Origin of the sequence: Campylobacter sp. RM16192 (assembly GCF_004803855.2) — a bacterium.
GTDB lineage: Bacteria > Campylobacterota > Campylobacteria > Campylobacterales > Campylobacteraceae > Campylobacter_A.
Window position 1 is genome coordinate 1,680,169 of the sequence record NZ_CP012552.1, and the last position, 19,431, is coordinate 1,699,599.

Annotated in this window: 19 protein-coding genes, 1 tRNA gene and 1 pseudogene; 8 read left to right on the forward strand and 13 right to left on the reverse strand. The window is 31.9% G+C overall.

Going from position 1 to position 19,431, the window contains the following annotated elements:
* Nucleotides 1-47 precede the first annotated feature (47 nt).
* From CDOMC_RS08955 to CDOMC_RS08995, 9 genes are all read right to left on the reverse strand, one after another.
* Entirely contained in the window at nucleotides 48-716 is a 669-nt protein-coding gene (locus CDOMC_RS08955; RefSeq protein WP_172129455.1) for a DNA alkylation repair protein, read from the reverse strand.
* On the reverse strand, nucleotides 706-2,046 hold the full coding sequence (locus tag CDOMC_RS08960) for an MATE family efflux transporter (RefSeq protein WP_172129456.1): 1,341 nt from the start codon (nucleotides 2,044-2,046) through the stop codon (nucleotides 706-708). Before CDOMC_RS08960 ends, CDOMC_RS08955 begins: the two co-directional genes overlap by 11 nt.
* Before the next feature lie 102 nt (nucleotides 2,047-2,148).
* On the reverse strand, nucleotides 2,149-2,871 hold the full coding sequence (locus CDOMC_RS08965; protein WP_172129457.1) for a TerC family protein: 723 nt from the start codon (nucleotides 2,869-2,871) through the stop codon (nucleotides 2,149-2,151).
* Between the two features lie 67 nt (nucleotides 2,872-2,938).
* Nucleotides 2,939-3,973, reverse strand: coding sequence for a threonine aldolase family protein (locus CDOMC_RS08970; protein ID WP_172129458.1), 1,035 nt, complete (start codon nucleotides 3,971-3,973; stop codon nucleotides 2,939-2,941).
* A gap of 762 nt (nucleotides 3,974-4,735) precedes the next feature.
* Nucleotides 4,736-5,341 (reverse strand): transposase, encoded by a 606-nt coding sequence (locus tag CDOMC_RS08975; protein WP_172129459.1) that lies wholly within the window; start codon nucleotides 5,339-5,341, stop codon nucleotides 4,736-4,738.
* A 265-nt stretch (nucleotides 5,342-5,606) separates the two neighbouring features.
* Nucleotides 5,607-6,635 carry a glycosyltransferase family 2 protein gene (locus CDOMC_RS08980; protein WP_172129460.1) on the reverse strand — a complete coding sequence of 343 codons (1,029 nt, stop codon included), beginning with the start codon at nucleotides 6,633-6,635 and terminating at the stop codon, nucleotides 5,607-5,609.
* Complete coding sequence (locus CDOMC_RS10365) at nucleotides 6,625-7,077, reverse strand: glycosyltransferase family protein (RefSeq protein ID WP_442861623.1); 453 nt, start codon at nucleotides 7,075-7,077, stop codon at nucleotides 6,625-6,627. The genes CDOMC_RS08980 and CDOMC_RS10365 overlap by 11 nt, the downstream gene beginning before the upstream one ends.
* Before the next feature lie 238 nt (nucleotides 7,078-7,315).
* Nucleotides 7,316-7,696, reverse strand: coding sequence for a hypothetical protein (locus CDOMC_RS08990; RefSeq protein WP_172129462.1), 381 nt, complete (start codon nucleotides 7,694-7,696; stop codon nucleotides 7,316-7,318).
* The gene (locus tag CDOMC_RS08995; RefSeq protein ID WP_172129463.1) at nucleotides 7,671-8,735 is read right to left on the reverse strand and encodes a glycosyltransferase; all 1,065 of its coding nucleotides are present in this window, start codon (nucleotides 8,733-8,735) and stop codon (nucleotides 7,671-7,673) included. Before CDOMC_RS08995 ends, CDOMC_RS08990 begins: the two co-directional genes overlap by 26 nt.
* 448 nt (nucleotides 8,736-9,183) lie before the next feature.
* Between CDOMC_RS08995 and CDOMC_RS09000 the strand changes: the two genes are divergently transcribed.
* Genes CDOMC_RS09000 through CDOMC_RS09010 form a run of 3 tightly spaced genes read left to right on the forward strand, consistent with a single transcriptional unit; the run spans nucleotide 9,184 to nucleotide 12,021 of the window.
* Nucleotides 9,184-10,206 (forward strand): IS1595 family transposase, encoded by a 1,023-nt coding sequence (locus tag CDOMC_RS09000; RefSeq protein WP_172129464.1) that lies wholly within the window; start codon nucleotides 9,184-9,186, stop codon nucleotides 10,204-10,206.
* Between the two features lie 14 nt (nucleotides 10,207-10,220).
* The gene (locus tag CDOMC_RS09005; protein WP_172129465.1) at nucleotides 10,221-11,426 is read left to right on the forward strand and encodes an Eco57I restriction-modification methylase domain-containing protein; all 1,206 of its coding nucleotides are present in this window, start codon (nucleotides 10,221-10,223) and stop codon (nucleotides 11,424-11,426) included.
* Nucleotides 11,398-12,021, forward strand: coding sequence for a restriction endonuclease (locus CDOMC_RS09010; protein ID WP_172129466.1), 624 nt, complete (start codon nucleotides 11,398-11,400; stop codon nucleotides 12,019-12,021). Before CDOMC_RS09005 ends, CDOMC_RS09010 begins: the two co-directional genes overlap by 29 nt.
* Before the next feature lie 96 nt (nucleotides 12,022-12,117).
* On the opposite strand, the pseudogene CDOMC_RS09015 reads toward CDOMC_RS09010, so the two are convergent.
* The 4 genes and pseudogenes from CDOMC_RS09015 to CDOMC_RS09030 all read right to left on the reverse strand — a co-directional run.
* Nucleotides 12,118-12,256: pseudogene (locus CDOMC_RS09015) on the reverse strand (IS1595 family transposase); the annotation flags it as partial.
* A gap of 5 nt (nucleotides 12,257-12,261) precedes the next feature.
* Nucleotides 12,262-12,420 carry a hypothetical protein gene (locus CDOMC_RS09020; protein WP_185768463.1) on the reverse strand — a complete coding sequence of 53 codons (159 nt, stop codon included), beginning with the start codon at nucleotides 12,418-12,420 and terminating at the stop codon, nucleotides 12,262-12,264.
* A gap of 255 nt (nucleotides 12,421-12,675) precedes the next feature.
* Nucleotides 12,676-13,029, reverse strand: coding sequence for a hypothetical protein (locus CDOMC_RS09025; RefSeq protein WP_172127824.1), 354 nt, complete (start codon nucleotides 13,027-13,029; stop codon nucleotides 12,676-12,678).
* A 359-nt stretch (nucleotides 13,030-13,388) separates the two neighbouring features.
* Nucleotides 13,389-13,463: transfer RNA gene (locus tag CDOMC_RS09030), tRNA-Glu, on the reverse strand.
* Nucleotides 13,464-13,596: 133 nt separating this feature from the next.
* On the opposite strand from CDOMC_RS09030, the gene CDOMC_RS09035 reads away from it, so the two are divergent.
* The 5 genes from CDOMC_RS09035 to CDOMC_RS09055 are packed head-to-tail and all read left to right on the forward strand — an operon-like array spanning nucleotide 13,597 to nucleotide 19,380.
* A complete protein-coding gene (locus CDOMC_RS09035; protein WP_236861312.1) occupies nucleotides 13,597-14,010 on the forward strand; it encodes a hypothetical protein in 414 nt (137 codons plus the stop codon).
* Nucleotides 14,007-14,843, forward strand: coding sequence for a deoxyribonuclease IV (nfo, locus tag CDOMC_RS09040; RefSeq protein ID WP_172129469.1), 837 nt, complete (start codon nucleotides 14,007-14,009; stop codon nucleotides 14,841-14,843). Before CDOMC_RS09035 ends, nfo begins: the two co-directional genes overlap by 4 nt.
* A 9-nt stretch (nucleotides 14,844-14,852) precedes the next feature.
* Nucleotides 14,853-16,103 (forward strand): OmpP1/FadL family transporter, encoded by a 1,251-nt coding sequence (locus CDOMC_RS09045; RefSeq protein WP_172129470.1) that lies wholly within the window; start codon nucleotides 14,853-14,855, stop codon nucleotides 16,101-16,103.
* A gap of 8 nt (nucleotides 16,104-16,111) precedes the next feature.
* Nucleotides 16,112-17,659 (forward strand): fatty acid--CoA ligase, encoded by a 1,548-nt coding sequence (locus CDOMC_RS09050; protein ID WP_172129471.1) that lies wholly within the window; start codon nucleotides 16,112-16,114, stop codon nucleotides 17,657-17,659.
* A complete protein-coding gene (locus tag CDOMC_RS09055) occupies nucleotides 17,656-19,380 on the forward strand; it encodes an ATP-binding protein (protein WP_172129472.1) in 1,725 nt (574 codons plus the stop codon). Before CDOMC_RS09050 ends, CDOMC_RS09055 begins: the two co-directional genes overlap by 4 nt.
* Nucleotides 19,381-19,431 lie beyond the last annotated feature (51 nt).

Sequence of the window (19,431 nt, forward strand, 5' to 3'; positions counted from 1 at the left end):
TAAAAAATTTTGATATTTTTTACTAACCAAAAAAGATTACATAATTACTAAATTCTAAATTTTACGAGCTCATCTTTTATGCTTTTTTCAACGCGAAAGCTATCTCTTATTTTTGAAATCGTCTTGTTTTGTACAAATTTGTCAAGCCTTTTACTCTCAAGCAAATTTAAAACAGGCTCTTTAAATTTGATAAAAATTTCAGCTAAAGCCCACGACATAGCCATTTTGACATAGTATCTCTCGTCTTTTTCGTTTATACAAATTTCAAAAAATTTATTAAGTTCAAATGCCGCCAAATTTCTCATATAATAAACATAGAAAAAGCGCTTTTCATACTCCAAATTTGAGTCAAGACACTGTGAAAGAAGCAAATTTACAAATCTACTATCCTTAAATTTTATCGCGTCAAACTGATCGCAGATCGCCCAATTTAGCATAGTTTTTACAAATTCGCTTGCAAGAGCAAATTTACTCTCGTCATCTTTTAGATTGATGATTAAAAACGCTTTTATCGCAAATTCCTCATGAAAAACAGGCTTAAAAAGACGAATTTCTTCTACGTCTAACTTGAGCGAAAAATCTTTGGCTATCTTTTTAAGCATAGGCGTTCTCACACCCAAAATTTGAGGCTGAGATATTAATTTTTGCGAAAAAATCCTAATTTTTTCTTCCTTATGAGTTTGTAAAATTTCAAATAAACTATCCTTAAACTCCACCGCTATCCTTTTTGAGTAATTTTTTAAGCTTAAAATACATATAAACTAAAAAACATCCCGCCGTAAAATAGACGTTGAAAAACATGCCGATCCAAATATCTACAAGCACTCCTTTTAGCACGTAAACCACAAATGAAAATATGCAAATTTGAAGCACGATCAGTCGCATAGCGTTTAGCACAAACGCCATTGTAGGTTTTTTTATCGCTTGCAGGGCGCTGCCTGAGATATTTATGACTCCATACCCGAAAAATGCGAAAGAATTTATAAGAAGGTAGCTTTGTCCCGCACTTAAAACCTCGGCATTTGTATCAAAAAGCAAGATGATATAAGTGCCGCAAAACACGCAAAAAGTGCAGGCGAATAAACAAAAATAAAGTAAAATTTTAAGCGCGCATTTATAGCACTCTATCACACGCTCATACTCTTTAGCGCCGAAATTTCGAGATATGATGCTAAGAACGGCGGCGGCTATACCGATAGTAGGCAGGGCGACGATCTGCTCTATCCTAAGCGCAATACCGTATCCGGCAACCGCGTTTGTGCCGTAATGGCTTATAAATTTTAGCAGTATCAGTCCGCCAAGCGACATGGAAAGATAGTTTAAGCATGCAGGAACGGCTTGCCTTAAAATCTTAGAGTAAATTCGCCAATCAGGCAAAAACATAGCCGGATTTTGAAAATCAATCATGCCCGTTTCGCGAACTTTTTTAGATAGATAAAGAGTGCCTAAAAACTGCACGCTTGCCGTTGCAAAGGCTATCCCGCCCACTCCAAGATCAAAAATATATACATAGACATAGCAAAAAAGAGCGTTGATAAAAAGCCCCACAAACAGCCAATTTCTAAGCGTTTTTGTATCTCCAAGCGCGACCAAAACGCCGTTTAATCCCTTGATAGCCAAGAAAAACGGCGAAGCCAGAAAAATCACTCTTATATACTCAAGCGCTTCGCTTAAAAACTCATCGTTTGCACCTAAAAAAACGAGTAGTTTTGGGGTGATAATATATCCTAAAATTCCCATCGTTATAGCAAAAAGAAGCACAAAAGCGACCCCTTTTTGAGAGTAAATTTTGGCTAGAAATTCCCTTCTTTGCCCAAGTGAATTTCCAATCAAGGCGGTAAGTGCGGAACCAAAGCCAAGCCCAATACCAACCACACTTAAGTAGAGTAAAAAACTCATCGACATGCCCGCAACCGCAGTGGTTGATATGGTTGAGGCAAAATAGGTGCCCGTGACGTTATAAAGCGTGTTAAACATCATAGCTAGACCTGCAGGCGTAGCTAAAGTGATAATAAGAGGATATATGGGATCTTTGGTTAAATTCATGGGTTAGATTTTATCATAAATTTAAGCTAAGAATTTAGCCAGATAAGAAAATTTGACCCTTTTAGCCTCAAAAAGCTAAAAGAGCCGCATTTATGATTGAGTTTATCCTTTACGAGCTTTCTTTCTAGAATAGATATTAAGCATCTCAACAGCAAGAGAAAAGCCCATAGCAAAGTAGATATAAGCCTTAGGAACATGCAGGCCAAGACCTTCGCCTACAAGTGCAAAACCGATAAGAATTAGAAAAGCAAGAGCGAGAATTTTGATCGTAGGGTTGTTGTCCACGAAATTTGATATCGATTTTGAAGCAAACATCATCACGCCAACCGCGATGATAACCGCTAAAATCATAATCTCGATGTGATCTGCCATACCAACCGCCGTTATAACGCTATCAAGTGAAAAGACTATATCAAGGATAGCGATTTCAGTGATAATGACTAAGAAATTCGCCTTTTTTGAAGTCTCTCTATGCTCTTCGCCATGTTCACCAGTTACGTTCGAGTGGATCTCAAGAGTGGATTTTGCGATAAGAAAAAGTCCTCCCAAAATCAGCACCAAGTCACGCCCAGTAATCGTGAAATCAAACACGCTAAAAAGAGGCTTTGTAAGCTTCATAATCCAAAATAACGAAAGCAGTAGCAATATACGCGTGATCATCGCAAACGCAAGCCCCATAATGCGGGCTTTATCGCGCTGATGAGCCGGAAGCTTACCGACTAAAATCGCTATAAATATAATATTGTCAATTCCTAAAACTATCTCAAGTCCAGTAAGCGTAACAAGCGATAGCCACGCCTCAGGGGAGCTCATCCATTCAAACATACTTTTTAAGTCCTTTTTTGTAAAATTTTAAAAAACAGATTATATAAGAATTTATAAAATTCTAGCTTTATAAAGCGGAAATATCCTCTATTAGGCTATTTATATCCTCTTCTTTGCTAGACCAACTAGTACAAACCCTAATAAAATTACGCCCATCAGCCATCTTATAAATAAACTGAAACACATATTTTTTGCTTAACTTCTCAAGCCACTCGTCACTAAGTGCAAAAAATTGCTGATTGGTTTGAGAATTCGCCATAACCTCTACGCCTTTATCCTCAAAGGCTTTTCTGATTTTAAGCGCGTAAGAAACGGCATTTTTACAAATTTCAAAGTAAAGATTATCGGTAAATAGCGTATCAAACTGAATTCCAAGCATCCTTCCCTTGGCCAAAAGCGCACCTCTTTGCTTCATTATATATCTAAAATCTTTTTTAAGAGTTTCATTTGTGATAACAACAGCTTCTCCAAAAAGGGTTCCGCATTTAGTGCCTCCGATATAAAAAATATCGCAAAACTCAGCAATATCTGCCAAATTTAGATCACAAAATTCGCTCATTATCCCATATCCTAGCCTAGCTCCGTCTATAAAAAGCGGTAAATTCAAGCTTCTGCAAGCCTCGCTAAGATCTTTAAGCTCTTGCCTTGAATAAAGCGTACCAATCTCTGTAGGAAAAGAGATATATACCATTCCAGGCTGGACTGTATGATGCCTTACAGGATCTTTTTGATGAAGCTCATAACACTCTTTTACCTGATCAGCTGTTATTTTCCCATCAATTGAGGGTAAAATCAAAACCTTATGTCCACCAGCCTCTATGGCTCCAGCTTCATGGACTGCTATATGACCGCTATCTGCTGAAATTACGCCCTGATGAGGACGTAAAATAGAGGCTATAACTATAGAGTTTGTCTGAGTACCTCCAACCAAAAAATGTACATCTGCAGCAGGTTTTTTACAAGCGTCTTTGATCTTTTTTATTGCGCTTTCACAATATTTATCACTGCCATATCCTAGACATTGATCGTTATTTGTCGCAACTAAATTTTCGATAATTTTAGGATGAGCTCCACTCGCATAATCACATTGAAAATATGTCATTTACTCTCTTTGATAATTTTTTAAAAACAAGATTATACAATAAAATTAAATTAAAATTTGTATAATAAATATTACTATCAATCCAGCTTATAAAAATAATTATCTATTAAGCAGTTTAAAGATACAATTTTGTTTTTCTAAAGATAGAGATTAGAAGTGGTGACCCATACGATATAAAAAGTATAAACCCATGAATCTTCATTTATAGCATATAAATAACAAACTTGCTCTGAAATTATATCATAAAATATTAATATATTCGTTTTTTATTTACTATAATATAGCAAATAAAAATTACTTCATCTTGAAAAACTAAAATTATACCATGATTTTAAATAACAATGTTTTTAGCTATAAAAATATACAAAAAAGAACACCTTTATTATTCATGAGCCAAAAAGGACTTCTACTCCACATTAGATATTCAGGATATTGTTTGATTTCATATAAGTTAGGGTTATAATAGGCATGAACAAATATATAGCTCTTTGAAATTATCAATTGGACTAGAAACAGTGGATAATATGATTGTAAATGTTTTTAAATTGGCAGTAGGCAATGGCTGGGAGTAATCAGATTAATGATAGAAAAGTTAGGATTATTTAAGCAAAATAAATGAATATCGGTATTTTATTATAAAAACGCAAATTTGCAATATCAATGGAAACTATATAGTATCCATTGATATTTAAATGCAAATCAAGCCTAGTTTCTACCCATTCCATCCATTCATAACTATGTTCATCATATCGTTATTGTTTCTTATAGTGTCATGGTTAATATCACCTGCCAATATCCACAGAATTCATTAGATACGCTATTGTTCGCCAAACATCTTGATAAAATATCATCCATTATGGATCTATTATCTAGCCTTCTGGTATCTTCTCTGTATGCTATCTCATTAGCATAGTTTGAAAGATAAAGAACGCCTATTCTATGAAGCTGTCCATACTGCATACGTCTAAATCTTGAGTTAAAGCTTTCTGATTGATTATTATTCTCTCCGTTTAATCCGCTATACTCTATTTGATGATTTACTCTTTTTAGATCGTAATAGGCTAATAAATCATCATAAGCTGAGTTTTCGTCAGTATGAATTTGAGAGTTTAAGGCAATGTTTGCCTTTGCTATCTTGTTTATATCACTATTGTTTTCGCTTTTTAATATAAAGGTCTTTGTTTTATTTGCACCTTTGCCTAATAAATTTCTTTCTCTTAAATAAATAATTACTCTTTTGTTAGGTTTAAAGGCTTTACGTCTATCTATTCTATCATTTATATTATTGGCTGGTCTTATATAGTTTCCGACATAGACTCCATCCATTTCAACTACGCCTTTAAATTTCTCATTAGATTTATGTTCCAAGATACAGGATCTGATAGCATCTGAGATTTGACCATAGTTTTTATTCTTGTGTATTTAAAAGATTTAGTAGAATTTTTGGCTGATTTTAGATATAAAATCAGCCATTCACAAATATATACTCAACCATAATGCAACTTTAAGATAAAAGAATAGAATGGGGATCTACTTATATCTTAGTATATATTTATACAAAGCTGTAAGTAGAATTTATAATATAGCTTTATAAACAAGAGGTAGATTTTATAATTGTTCAGAAAGTTATATTTTATTGTTTTAATTCTTTAATTTTTTTTCTTGAAAAGAAGTTGTTAATTTTCATAAAAATATGTAGTGCAGAACATAAATTCTTATCACTTTTTATATTTTTTATAAGCCAAAAACAAAATTTATATTTAAATTTAGTTTTAAAAATATTAGAATTTAAACTAGCATTATCGCAACCATTTCTTAAAAGAATAATTGCATCTTGGTATACTTTTTTTTCATAATCTGCATGAAGAAAACTAAAAATAGTATGCATATACGTTCTATCAAAAGCCATTTTTTGTAATTTTTTAATAATATCATCATTGTTTGGCATATTTTTTCTAAAAAAATCAATTAAATCTTTTATTGCAAGATCGTAGTCTATGATATATTTAAATCTATTGATTTCAGATCCATTATTTTCACCCCACCTATAAAAATATAAACATTTATTTATTTTTACAATTTTTTTTGAATTAAATATAATTTTTGCTAGGGCATTTAAATCTTCGGCATAAAAAATACTTTCTAAAAATAGAGTTTGTTTTAAAATCTCAGCTTTGATTAGCTTGTTCCAAATCGCATTAAATGCGAAATTGCTTACCAAGGCATTTAAGTAAAGATCCTTATCTACTATCTCGTTTTTGATAAAAGATAAATCATGCAACTCTTCATTTCTGTCTTTGTATTGCTTGTAAAAATCAACCACAACAATATCGGCCATTGTATCTTTTGCCTTTTCATAAGCAATTTTTGCATAATTTAAATGTACAAAATCATCACCGTCTACATTTATAATATATTCACCTTTTGCCAATTTTATTCCAGCATTTCTGGCAGAGGTTAATCCACCGTTTGGCTTTGTGACTATCTTTAGTCTTTCATCTTGAAAAGAATTTAAAATTTCAAGAGTGTTATCAGTGCTCCCGTCGTTTACTACTATGATTTCAATTTCTTTTAAACTTTGATCTATGATACTTTGCACACAGTCTTTTATATATTTTGATACATTATAAGCAGGAACAACAAAGCTTACTTTAACAATCATTTATAAACTCCTTTAGTTTTTTTGCCATCTTTTCATAGTCCCTATTTTTTACTAGGCTCTCAAGTCCATTTTTTGCCATATCTTTTAGTTTTTGATTTGTAGTATTGCAAATCTGATCTATTTGTGATGTTATCGTATTATCTTCAATAAAGAACATTGAATCATCATCAAAAAGTTTTTTACATTCATCGACTGCCGAACTAAATCCAACCAACCCACAGCAATAGTAATCCATGATCTTTGTTGGCGAGCAAAGGTTATAAAGTTTATTAATTGGCACATAGAATAAGCCTACATCATATCTGCTCATAATATCAAATAATATTTGTTCTTCAACAGCTTCATGTAGCGTAAATCTTTTGTCTTTTGGTAAAATTTTCTTTGCGTATTTTATATCTTTTGTATAAACATCTAATACAAAATCAGCTTTAGAGTTGGAAATTTTATCAAAAAAAACTCCAAATTGCGATTTATATCAATGGCTCCTATATAGATTAATTTTTTTGTTTTATTTTCTGAGATGTTTTCTCTTATATTTGCTAGATTTATACCCATTTGTAGAGGTAAAACTTTTATTTTTAAATTTTTGAAGAATTCATTTTGCATTAATGATGATATTGGAAGGAATCCGTCGCATTGATTTATCAAATTTCTATATAAAAATAAGTTAATTTGATATTTTATAAATTTAAAAATAACATTTTTTTTGTAATCTTAGCTTCGTTATAACTTCTGTAAAAATGCGGAAAACTAAGTTGAAAAAACAGTTTAAATTTATAAATCTTTTTTATTTTAACTGCGCTTTTTAATATGTCTAAAAAATTTCTAACTATTAAAAAATCAACGCTTTTTAAACTTAAGAAATTATCATTTATTACTTTTAACGCTCTACTTCTTTGGCTTTTTAACAGAATAATTTTATTGTTATTTTTATAAATTTTATCACCAAAATATACACAATAAATTTCAAAATATTGTTTTAAAAAACCATTTATAACATTTTCTATAAAACTTTCATTAAAATTTTCATCCTTGTCACTTATAAAAAGCAATGTTTTCATTTGCAACCCTTTTTAAATTTTCTAACCAAATTTTTGATATTTTGTCCGGATTAAAATCATCTTCTCTAAGTCTGGCATTTTTGCAAAAATATTGTATTTTTTCGTTATCTGACATTAAAATTTCAAGCTTTTGACTAAAATCATTAATGTCATTTACATGAATTAAAAAACCATCAAAATTATTATCTATAAGCTCACTTGGTCCTGATACACAATCTGCACTGATTCTGGCACACTCAAAAAATATGCTTTCGATGAGAGTATTTGGCAAACCTTCACTTATTGATGTTAAAGCTACAATTTTTGATTTTGCATAATATTCGTTTATGTTTGGCACATAGCCTTTTATTTCCAAGTTTATATTATTATTTTTTGCAAATTCTTCGCATTTTTGTCGTTCTTCCCCATCTCCACATACTATAATTTTGTATTTTTTTTGTAAATTTTTATCTGTTTTTAAAAAAGCTTTCAATAAAAACAGTAATCTTTTGTTTTTGTCAATTCTATTAGGAAATAGGATTATATTTTGTTTTTTAGATTGAATTTTCTCAACGTAAAATGGATTGTAAATTTGTATGCAATTTTTAAAATTTTTAAAATAGCCCAAATCAAATTTTGTTAAAAGTACAACTATATTAGAAAGCTTGTAAGATAAAAATCTGAGTATTTTTTTCTTAATTTTTTTTATATTTTGATGATTTCCATGCTCTGAAATAATAACTTTTTTACCAAGAAATTTTGAAAAAATAGATATATACGGCATATTTAAATTTACAGTGCTTATTACAATATCTGGGTTAATGTTTTTTATTAACTTTTTAAAAAATAAAAAACGTCTGACATAAAACCAATCTTTTTTGAAATTTTGATTTGTAAAATTAATAGTTTTGATATCATTAAAAAAACCATTATTTTCATCATTTCTTATCAGTACTACCTCTACCTCGTATCCATTTTGTTTCAAAATATCATATAAAAAACGTGATACCTTAATACTTCCTCCAAAACTATTATGCCTAACAAATAAAGCAACTTTCATTAGTCAGATTGCCTCCATATTATTTTCTATTATTTTAGCTAAAAATTTAAATATTTAAAATTGCTTAAAACAAGAATTGAAAAAATAAAATAATATAAACTTGGAAATAAAAGGCTATGTGCCAAACATAAACGAATATTATGCAAAATCAAAAATTGTAGCTTTAACATTAATAAGAGAAGTGTAAAAAAATTGCTTTTCGGACCAGAGTAAATTTACAATTAGAATAAAAGTGAGCTTAAAGTTGCTCTTTTTCACTTTTATTTCTAATATAAATTTTATTATTTTTTAGACCAACAAAACTTAAGCAGATTATCTCTTAACACCTTTAATAAAACATAATATAGCTCTCTTGTATTTTTACTTGGCTCTGTTGTAATTAAATATTGAATTTTAAGCTTTATCTCGCTAAAATATCCATATTAAAAGTATCAATAAAGGTGGCAAAATGGCAACTTCAAACGCAGAGCTTGAAATTGTAAAACAACTTTTTAGCACTCTAAGTGCTGATGATAAAAAATCATTTCTAAAATCTATCAAATCAAAAGAAAAATCAGGGTCAAATTTTGCCTTTACAAAAGATATAAAAGAGTGTCCGCATTGTAAATCGGCCCATTTTACTAAAAATGGTAAAAATGGCAATTCTCAAAGATTTATTTGTAAGGATTGTTGTAAAACTTTTACAACTAGCAATAACACAATATTATTTGCCACTAAAAAAGATATGACAACTTGGAAATTATTTATTCATTGCTTAGTTGAAAAATATTCAATTAGAAAAACTGCTAAAATTTGCAACATAAACACTCATACAGCTTTTAACTGGCGACATAAAATTCTTGACGCACTACAAGAAATGCAAGAGAACGTAAAACTTGACGGCATTATTGAAGCCGATGAAACTTTTATGCCTATCTCGTATAAAGGTCATCACAAGGATTTTAATTTTCCACGTTCGGCAAAACATCGTGGCACGGCAAACACGAAGCGTGGTTTATCAAAAGAGTTAGTTTGCATACCTTGTGTTGTAAATTTAGATGGAAAGTCTATAGCAAAAATATCAAATTTAGGCAAACCAAATATTGTTAGTTTATCCAGAGTAATACAAGGTAGGATTGAACGTGAGAGTATATTTGTAACAGATAGTTTAAGAAGCTATTTAAAACTATCAAACGAAATGAGTTTAAATCACATAAGAATACCACGCAATAAACACTCTAATGGAAGTTTTAATATCCAAGTAGTAAATAATTATCACAGCTGTCTTAAATCAATGCTAGTGTATAATTTTAAAGGAGTATCTACAAAGTATCTTAACAACTATCTTGTCTATCATAATTTTGTAAATTTTACAAAGGAAACAAATTTGGAAAAAGAACAAATTTTATTCAAGCATATACTTGAAACTAATTGTTTAGTAAAGAGTGCGAATATAGTAGATAGACCTGCTGTGCCGTTGTTGGTGGCATAGAAACAAGGGTTAAAATGATAAGTAAAGCTTCAAATACCATAGAAAACTACAATTTTGATACACACATTGCAAAAAGTCAATATACAAATTTAGGACTAAATCGTAATTTGGGGCAATTTTTTAGCCCTAAAATTTTAGTTGATAAGTGTATTTCTTTGATAAAAAATAAAAATGGCAGAATTTTAGAGCCTAGTTGTGGTGATTTGGCATTTAAAAAATGTCTTAATGAAAATGCGGTTTTTATTGAGATTGATAAAAGTCTAGTTAAAGATAAAAGAGTTTTAAATATTGATTTTTTTAATTATCCACAAAGCGAAAAATTTGACACGATTATTGGCAATCCACCCTATGTGGATAATAAATTTTTAACTATTACTCATAAAACAGACATTAAAGTTGAAGCAAATTTATACCTTTATTTTATAGAAAAATGCTTTCATCATTTAAAAGACAATGGAGAACTTATTTTTATCGTGCCACGAGATTTTATAAAGCTTACTTCGGCAAGATACACAAATAATCTGCTTTTAAAATATGGAACTATCACGCATTTTTATGATTATGGTGATGAGAGATTATTTAGCGAAGCTTGTCCTAATGTTTGTATTTTTAGATATGAAAAAGGAAATTTTTCATACAAAACAAAGACTTTTAATGGTGAGAAATTTCTACTTATAAATGACGGAATAATCTGTTTTAGTGATACTTTAAATGTGCGTTCTTTGGGCGATTTTTTTGATATTAAAGTAGGTGCTGTCAGTGGTAAAGATGAGCTGTTTGTCAACGAAAATGGCGATGAGTTTGTTTATTCGCAGACTGCTAAAACTGGCAAACTAAAAAAGATGATTTATGAAAGATATGATAAAGAGCTTGAAAATTTTAAAGATATTTTGATAAATCGCAAGATTAAAAATTTCAATGAAAATAATTGGTGGGGCTGGGGTAGAGCTGTAAATTTTAGAGAAAATGAGGTTAGAATTTATGTAAATTGTAAAACTCGCAATAAAAATCCGTTTTTTGTAAGTGATTGTAAAAAATGGGACGGCTCTGTTTTAGCATTATTCCCAAAAGTGCCATTAAATTTGAAAAAAACAGTAGAGCAATTAAATTCGCTAGATTGGAAACAAATGGGCTTTGTGACTGGCGGTAGATATATTTTTGCTCAAAAATCATTAAAGGAAGCGATGATAGATGATAATATATTTACAAGATATGGTTGATTTTTTACGAGAAAATCCAGTAAGATTAATAAATGACAATGATGACGGTAGAATAAATTCTGCTACAAATGAAAATATTGTTTTGGATAAATTATCCACTAAATTTGATATAAATATACCACAAGTAAGGTGTTGGTATGATTTTGTAATGCCATTGCAGAACAAACTTTTTGTAAATGTGAAGATATCGGATTTATCAAATAACTCAGCTGATAATTGTAGCTCTAAACTTGGTATGGGGTATGCACTTTGTGGTATTGAAAATTTACCTATACACTGGGAAAAATTTCATCAAATATTAGCTAATGAACTAAAAACAGGTTACGATTATTATTTTTTAGTAGTTAATAAAAATAACACGAGTGATTGTTTTTGGACTTCGTTAAAGCGTATAAAAACGCTAACTTCAAATGGCAATAATTTACCATTTCAATGCGATTGGTCGCAAAATCGTGATTTTAGTAGTCGTAGCGAAATTGAAGCTACACGATATATCTTAAAAACATATATTGAGAGTTGGGATAAAAAGGCAAAGGGCTACCCTTTTATATTAAAGGAAATGCTAGTAAATAATAAGATTTTTGATAGCGAATGAAAAGCAATTTTATTAAATTAAAGTGCGATTTTGACACTTTTTATTTGTCAATAAATCAACGCTTTATTACAACAGAGCCTTTTACTTTTATTATATAAATTCATATTCTTTAATATGGAACAAGAAATTTCCTTTCTTTATCTTTTTAAATTTAGATAATCTATAGCGTACCTCCAAAAAAAATCTCAATCCAGTTTATATGGTTTTTATTATTGGCGAATTCATTTTTAGAATGGCACTCTACATCTTAGACAATGGTAAAATTAGATCTTCGCGCTGATACATAGTAGATGCCGCACCTTTTAAATACTGTTTTGGATATGTCATTGTTTCAAAATTTGAAGAAAAATAACTCCATTGCAGATTTTCTAGAGAGCCTATACGCATACCTGTTTCCATCAGAAAATATATAGCTATAGTTGTATTAATTGATTTTTCGGAATAATTTGCAAGTTGTTCTAAAAAATCAGATATCTCTACATCCTCAACTAATTTTTCATGATGCTTGATATATTTTTTGCCATAGTGTTAAAGTCATCATATCTAACTTTATCCATAGGAGAATTTTCTATTAGTTCGTGTTTGATGGCATAATCAAAGATCATGCGAAATAGCTGATGAATTCTCTTAAGTGTGGCTAGCTTTCTTTGATGTTCAAGATTTACATATATTATGTATGTCTTTTTCGTTAATTTCGGATAGCTTTTTATTGCCTAATTGAGATATAGAGTTTTCACGAAGTCTTTTTCTATGAGTTTCAACTGTTTTAGGCTTGACATTATTAACCGATGAGTACCACGTCAATGCTTTTTCACAAGCTTGTGCGAATGATATATCAGGGGCTTTTGAGACAAATTCGCCACGCTTATGGGAATTAATTAGGGTTCTACATTTCTCTTCGGCTTCTGCAAGAGTAATTACACCCCATTCTCCTATGCTACGAATTACATTGTAGCCACCTATAGAAGTATATCTATACTTTATAGTTTTTCGGCCACTAGGTAGCACCTCAACCAAAAGTCCATTTGTACTATTAGGAATACGACTCTAACGGCTTTACCATTACCGTAGTATTCCAGATTGTTCAAAAAAGCCTCAGGATCTTTGTTTAACGGTCTTTTTGTGTTAGAATTATGTTTCATAACATTACCTTTGTATTTAATTTAAAAAATTAAATTTAGGTTTGTTATGTTAATGCAAACTCGTAAAATGTAATAATGTTTTACGAGCGAAAAAATTATTACATAAATTATTACACTTATCCTACCGAAGTAGATAAGTCTTTATGATATAATTTTTTCTAAAGTCCGACAAATTGGGACTATTTATATATAGTATTAATAACGTTACTTTAAAAAAGTAACAAATGGTGACCCATACGAGACTCGAACTCGTGTTACCGCCGTGAAAGGGCGATGTCCTAACCGCTAGACGAATGGGCCACTAAATTAAGCGGAAGTGCAATTTTATCTAATAAATATTTAAAATTAGCTTAATAGAAAGTATTTAATGAATAAATTTTTAAAAATAACGAATATATTTTTTATAATATTTATACTCACAGGCTGTGCGGGCTTGCAAACAAAAAGAGTTTCAAACACGTTTGCTATAACAATTCTATCTCCAATTATAAAAATAAATGATGTAGGCTTTCTTCATAAAACCTCAAATTCTCTAAATTTACAAATCTACAGCTCTGCAGTAAATTTGGCAAATATAAAAATTTCTGATCGAATTTGCGTCAGTGCGGTTTGTTACGAAAAAAAGGAGTTTAATAAAATATTTTTACTAAATGAGCACTATGATGAGTTTTTTAAAGAGATTTTAGAGAGAAAACCTATATACGATGGACAAAATTTAGTAACAAACGAGTGCGGGTTTAGTCAAAATCTAAGTAAATATTCAATACAATATGAAGTTTGCAATAATAATATTAGTTTTAACGATGCAAAAAATAGAATAAAAATAATAATAAAAGAGCTTGAATGAAATATATCGGTGCACATGTAAGTGCGAGTGGCGGAGTAGAAAATGCTCCGTTAAATGCAATGCAAATAGGCGCAAACGCCTTTGCGTTATTTGTTAAGAATCAACGTCAATGGAGCGCGAAGCCTTTGACGGATGAAAATATCTCAAAATTTAAAGAAAATCTAAAGTTATCTAAAATTTCACCGGATCATGTCTTGCCTCATAATAGTTATTTGATAAATTTAGGTCATTTTGATAATGAAAAACGTCAAATTTCAATAGATGCGTTTTTAGACGAAATTTCAAGAGTAGAAGAACTTGGTTTAAAAATGATAAATTTTCATCCTGGTTCACATCTAAAGGAAATTTCAACTGAACAATGTCTAGATAATATAGCCGAGTCTATAAATTTTTTGCTTGAAAATAGCCAAAATGTAAAACTTGTCATAGAAAACACAGCAGGTCAAGGAAGTAATCTAGGTTTTGAATTCGAGCACGTCGCATATTTGATTAAAAAATGCGTAGATAAGAGTAGAATCGGGGTCTGCATTGATACCTGTCACACTTTTTCCGCAGGATATGATATAAAAGATAATTACGAAAATGTCATGAGCGAATTTGATCAAATAATAGGCATAAAATATCTAAGCGCAATGCATTTAAACGATACAAAATTTGGTCTATCATCTAAAAAAGATAGACACGAAAGCCTTGGAAAGGGATTTTTGGGACTTGAAACATTTGAAAACATTATAAAAGACAAACGAACAGACGACATCCCGCTTATACTTGAAACTATTGATGAGAGTATTTGGGCGGATGAGATAAAAATTTTAAGAAATTTTATAAAATAGGAGAGCTATATGAAAAAATACTTACTGGTTTCTTTGGTGGCTTGTAGCCTTTTAAATGGTGCTGGATTTAAGGTTCCTGAACAAAGTAGCGACAGCGTAGCGCTTTTAAACTCAAATATTGCAACTAACTTTGGTCCAGATGCGGCCTATCTTAACCCTGCAAATATGCTATTTTTAGATGATCCTAGACATCAATTTGAAAGCTCATTTACATATTTTCAGTTAGACAATGTCAAATATACTCACTATAACGGTAAAAAATATAAATCAAGAAAATCAAAAGCCCTTATTCCAACCTTTCATTTTGTATCACCTGAATATATCGCAGACTGGAGATTTGGTATATCTTTAGTAGTGCCTGCCGGAATGTCAATGAGATGGAATGAGGATCTACCTAAAGCAACTTCAAAGAAATTTGATCTAAAAGTAATGGAGCTAAATCCTAGCGCAGCTTACAGAATCACCGACAACCTAGCCATAGGCTTTGGCTTAAGAGCCGTATATACTAGAGGAGAGGCTATTCAGGACGTAACTTCACCTCTTAAAGCTTATCAAGATATAAAAGGCGATGGAGTAAATTTCGGATATAACGTAGCTTTGACATATAAACCTATTGAAAAATTAAGCCTAGCAGCCACATATCGCTCAAAAGTAGATATGAAATTAAAAGGAGATACTGATATAAAAGCACCGGCTCATCCTTCAGGAGATTTTCCTGATGGCTCTTATAGCGGCAAAGCTAAATTAAACGTTCCGCTTCCAGCATCTTTAAATCTGGCAATTTCATATGAGATAAAAGATACAACCCTTATGTTTGCTTACGAAAAAACTTACTGGTCAGCATGGAAAGAGCTAAATTTCGATTATCCTGATGCTACTGCAACACACTCGCTTAACCCGTTTTTTAAAGCTTTTGATGAACCAAAAGTTAGAAATTGGAAAAACACAAACGCTTATCGTTTTGGTATAGCTCATAATGCTACTAGTAAGCTAAGAGTTATGGGCTCTGTAGTATTTGATGAAGCAGCCTCTTTAAGTAGCACAACAAGCTTTGATCTACCTGATACAAAGGCAACTACATACGGAGCTGGATTTAACTATAAATTTAGCGAAGATCTTGAACTTGGCATGAGTTATTTCTATCAAGACAGAAAAAAACGTGACGTAAAATACTATAGTGACAAACCTAACTATCCAAATGGAGCCTTTGAAAAAGGAAACGCTCAAGCTATAAATTTGGGTATAAAATATAAATTTTAAGGTATAAAATGAGTTATATTTATCAAAATTTTTACGAGATGCTTAATGAATCTTGCAAGAAGAATCCAAAAGGTGTAGTAATTTATGGTGAAGGATACAAAACTACCTATATTCAACTTAAATTTAGCATCGACAGAGTCGCAGCATATCTACAAAGTATCGGAGTAAAATTTGGCGATAAAGTAGCAATGGTAGTCTCAAATTCAGAAGAATTTCTAATAAGCTACTTTGCAATATCTGCAATAGGAGCTATAGCAGTACCTATAAATACATTTTTAAAGCATGAGGAATTTGAATATATACTAAATGATTGTGGGGCGAAAGTATTGTTCGCCTCCTCAAATCTCTCAAAAGAGGTTAAGGGGCTTGAAAGCAGGACAAATTTAGAAAAAATCATATGGATAGGCGAATTTGGCAAATACAATGAGTCAAACATAAGCTTTCTAACCGCTCTTAGCTGTAAAATAGATCTAGTCCTGATAAAACAACCTGTATTAAATGACTTAGCACATATAATTTACACTTCAGGCACAACAGGTAAGCCAAAGGGTGCAATGCTAAGCTATAAAAACGTATTTTCAAATATAATCGGGGCCACAAAGTGCTTTGATATCAACAAAAAAGATAGATTTATAGTCTTTTTACCTATGTTTCATAGTTTTACTCTCACCGTTATGGTTCTTTTACCTGTATTTACGGCAAGTTCGCTTGTACTGATAAAGTCTGTTTTTCCATTCTCGAATGTTTTAAAACAAGCTCTTTTAAAAAGAGTTACAGTATTTTTAGGGGTTCCTGCGATATACACGGCTATCGGCAAGGCAAAAATTCCATGGTATTTTAAATGGTTTAACTGCGTAAGGCTCTTTATCAGCGGTGCGGCTCCACTTGCAGAGCAAACCATACTAGACTTTAAAGCCAAATTTCCACGTGCTAAACTGCTTGAAGGATACGGTCTTAGCGAATGCTCTCCTGCAGTTGCGATAAATCCTATAGACATGCAAAAGGTTGCAAGCGTGGGTCTTCCGCTTCCAGGATATGAGGTAAAAATCGTAAATGACGAAATGATGGAAGTTGCAACTGGAGAAGTAGGAGAGCTTATAGTAAAAGGCGATTGCGTAATGCAAGGATACCTAAATATGCCAGATGCTACAGATGATACTATAATGAATGGATGGCTGAAAACCGGAGATCTTGGCAAGGTCGATGAAGATGGATTTGTATTTATCGTTGACCGTAAAAAAGATCTAATCATCTCAAAAGGCATAAACATCTACCCTAGAGAGATCGAAGAGGTGCTTTACAAAATAGAAGCTATAGAGGCAGCCGCAGTTGTCGGAATAAGAGATCAGCATGCGGACGAAGAGGTAGTGGCCTTTATACAGCTAAAAGAAGATATGCAAATAGACGAGAAAGATATCCGTATGCACCTTAAAAAACACCTTGCGAACTTTAAAATCCCAAAACATATACATTTTGAGAAAGAGCTTCCTAAAAATGCCACAGGAAAAGTCTTAAAAAGAGTACTCAAAGAGAGATTGAGGAGTGAAGCTAAGTGAAATATCTTCTCGATTTTATAAACTCAAAGAGTGAAAATTTAAATTTGATATCTCTAATAAATTGTAGCCCTAATGAAGCTGAAATTTTACGTTTTTTAAGCAAAAGCTATATTGACGGCAATGCCCAAAATAGCGTATATGAAGTTCTAAGGGCTATATTTGGAGAAGAGGATTATAAATTTTTATCACATCTAAAAGATATAAGATCGCTGATAGATAATGGCTGGCTTACACAAAATTTTAATCTATTTAAAACAACCGAAAGCAAGCCAAATCAATCGAATTTACTCACTTTACTTCACACGGAAATTTCACTCTCTGCGGCGTTTTTAAAAATTTTAGAAAACGGCGATGTTAGCATTAAAATGCCTGAGATTACGGCGTATGAGGATCATTTGGAGTATCTTAGAGATCAGTTTTTGCGCATTGAACTTTATGCGAGATTTGCTCTTTTTGATCCAAACAGCTCAAACGAGGCTAAAAATAGACTCGAAAAAGAGATCCAAACTCTTAACGAAACGATAAAAAAACGCCTAAATTTAACAAAAATCATCCTTGTCGTTGAGCAAATTTTTAAAGAAAATTCGCTTGATGAAAAGGAGCAAATTATATTTTTAGCTCTTTTAAAAGAGGAGTACGCGGGCGAATTTGACGGCTCTCGCGATCTAAATGCGCTTACTAGCATTTTGGGCGGCGATGAGTTTCAAAGGGCTAAAAACCGCTCACTTTTAGATGACGGATCAAGGCTTATTGAAAGCGGGCTGATTGATTACGACGAGGTTCTAAGCACGCTAGGGAACATAACGCGAAGCTTTTTTATAAACGATGACGTTTTACAGCGCATAATGCATCCAAAAAACGAGAAAAAAAGCAAGAAGCTTGAACTCGCAAGCATAGTTAAAGAGCAAGAAATTTTCGAGCTGATCGAGCCTGCGACAAGTATCGATGATGTGGTGCTAAACGATAAGACAAAAGAGCTTTTGGACGCCATTTTAAAGCAAGTTGACAAGAAAGTGTTGGCTCGCCTTTCAAGCTGGGGCATCAAGTCGCGCCGAGCTATAGACGTTAAGATCATCTTTTACGGAGCTGCGGGAACGGGCAAAACGATGAGCGCTATAGGGCTTGCAAAGAGCCTTAAAAAGATGGTTTTAAGCTTTGACTGCTCTAAAATTTTAAGCAAATATGTTGGAGAGAGCGAACAAAACGTGCGCAAAATTTTTGATACGTATAAAGAAATTTGCGCTAAAAGCAAGAGTGAGCCCGTATTACTACTAAATGAGGCCGATCAGTTTCTAAGCACAAGGACGGAGAGTTCAAGCGGGGCTGATAAGATGCATAACCAGATGCAAAATATCTTTTTAGAGCAGATTGAGAAATTTGAAGGCGTTTTGATAGCCACGACAAATTTCTTGCAAAGCCTTGATAGTGCGTTTTCAAGAAGATTTGACTATAAAATAGAGTTTAAAAAGCCGGATTTTGCAGCACGTCTTGCGATTTGGCGTAAAGTTATGCCTGAAAATGCAAGTTTTGAAGATGGATTTGACATCAAAGAGCTTGCAAAATTTGATCTAAGCGGTGCGCAAATCATGCTTGTGCTTAAAAATACAGCTCTTAAAGTTGCCATTAGAGACGATGGAATTTTTACTCTCAAAGACTTTGAAAACGAGATTAAACGCGAAATTTCAAGCGCCTTTGACGAAGAGAAAAAAGTAGGCTTTTAAACTAAATTTCCAAATGCACATAAGAAGATAAATTCAAGCAAATTTGCTTGA

What these genes read in the sequence shown, in the direction of transcription:
- CDOMC_RS08960 (WP_172129456.1), bottom strand. Translation starts at nt 2,046, where the DNA reads ATGAATTTAACCAAAGATCCCATATATCCTCTTATTATCACTTTAGCT.
- CDOMC_RS08980 (WP_172129460.1), bottom strand. Translation starts at nt 6,635, where the DNA reads ATGATTGTTAAAGTAAGCTTTGTTGTTCCTGCTTATAATGTATCAAAA.
- CDOMC_RS09005 (WP_172129465.1), top strand. Translation starts at nt 10,221, where the DNA reads ATGATAAGTAAAGCTTCAAATACCATAGAAAACTACAATTTTGATACA.
- CDOMC_RS09020 (WP_185768463.1), bottom strand. Translation starts at nt 12,420, where the DNA reads ATGGAAACAGGTATGCGTATAGGCTCTCTAGAAAATCTGCAATGGAGT.
- CDOMC_RS08995 (WP_172129463.1), bottom strand. Translation starts at nt 8,735, where the DNA reads ATGAAAGTTGCTTTATTTGTTAGGCATAATAGTTTTGGAGGAAGTATT.
- CDOMC_RS09050 (WP_172129471.1), top strand. Translation starts at nt 16,112, where the DNA reads ATGAGTTATATTTATCAAAATTTTTACGAGATGCTTAATGAATCTTGC.
- CDOMC_RS09045 (WP_172129470.1), top strand. Translation starts at nt 14,853, where the DNA reads ATGAAAAAATACTTACTGGTTTCTTTGGTGGCTTGTAGCCTTTTAAAT.
- CDOMC_RS08965 (WP_172129457.1), bottom strand. Translation starts at nt 2,871, where the DNA reads ATGTTTGAATGGATGAGCTCCCCTGAGGCGTGGCTATCGCTTGTTACG.
- nfo (WP_172129469.1), top strand. Translation starts at nt 14,007, where the DNA reads ATGAAATATATCGGTGCACATGTAAGTGCGAGTGGCGGAGTAGAAAAT.
- CDOMC_RS08970 (WP_172129458.1), bottom strand. Translation starts at nt 3,973, where the DNA reads ATGACATATTTTCAATGTGATTATGCGAGTGGAGCTCATCCTAAAATT.
- CDOMC_RS09000 (WP_172129464.1), top strand. Translation starts at nt 9,184, where the DNA reads ATGGCAACTTCAAACGCAGAGCTTGAAATTGTAAAACAACTTTTTAGC.
- CDOMC_RS08990 (WP_172129462.1), bottom strand. Translation starts at nt 7,696, where the DNA reads ATGAAAACATTGCTTTTTATAAGTGACAAGGATGAAAATTTTAATGAA.
- CDOMC_RS09010 (WP_172129466.1), top strand. Translation starts at nt 11,398, where the DNA reads ATGATAATATATTTACAAGATATGGTTGATTTTTTACGAGAAAATCCA.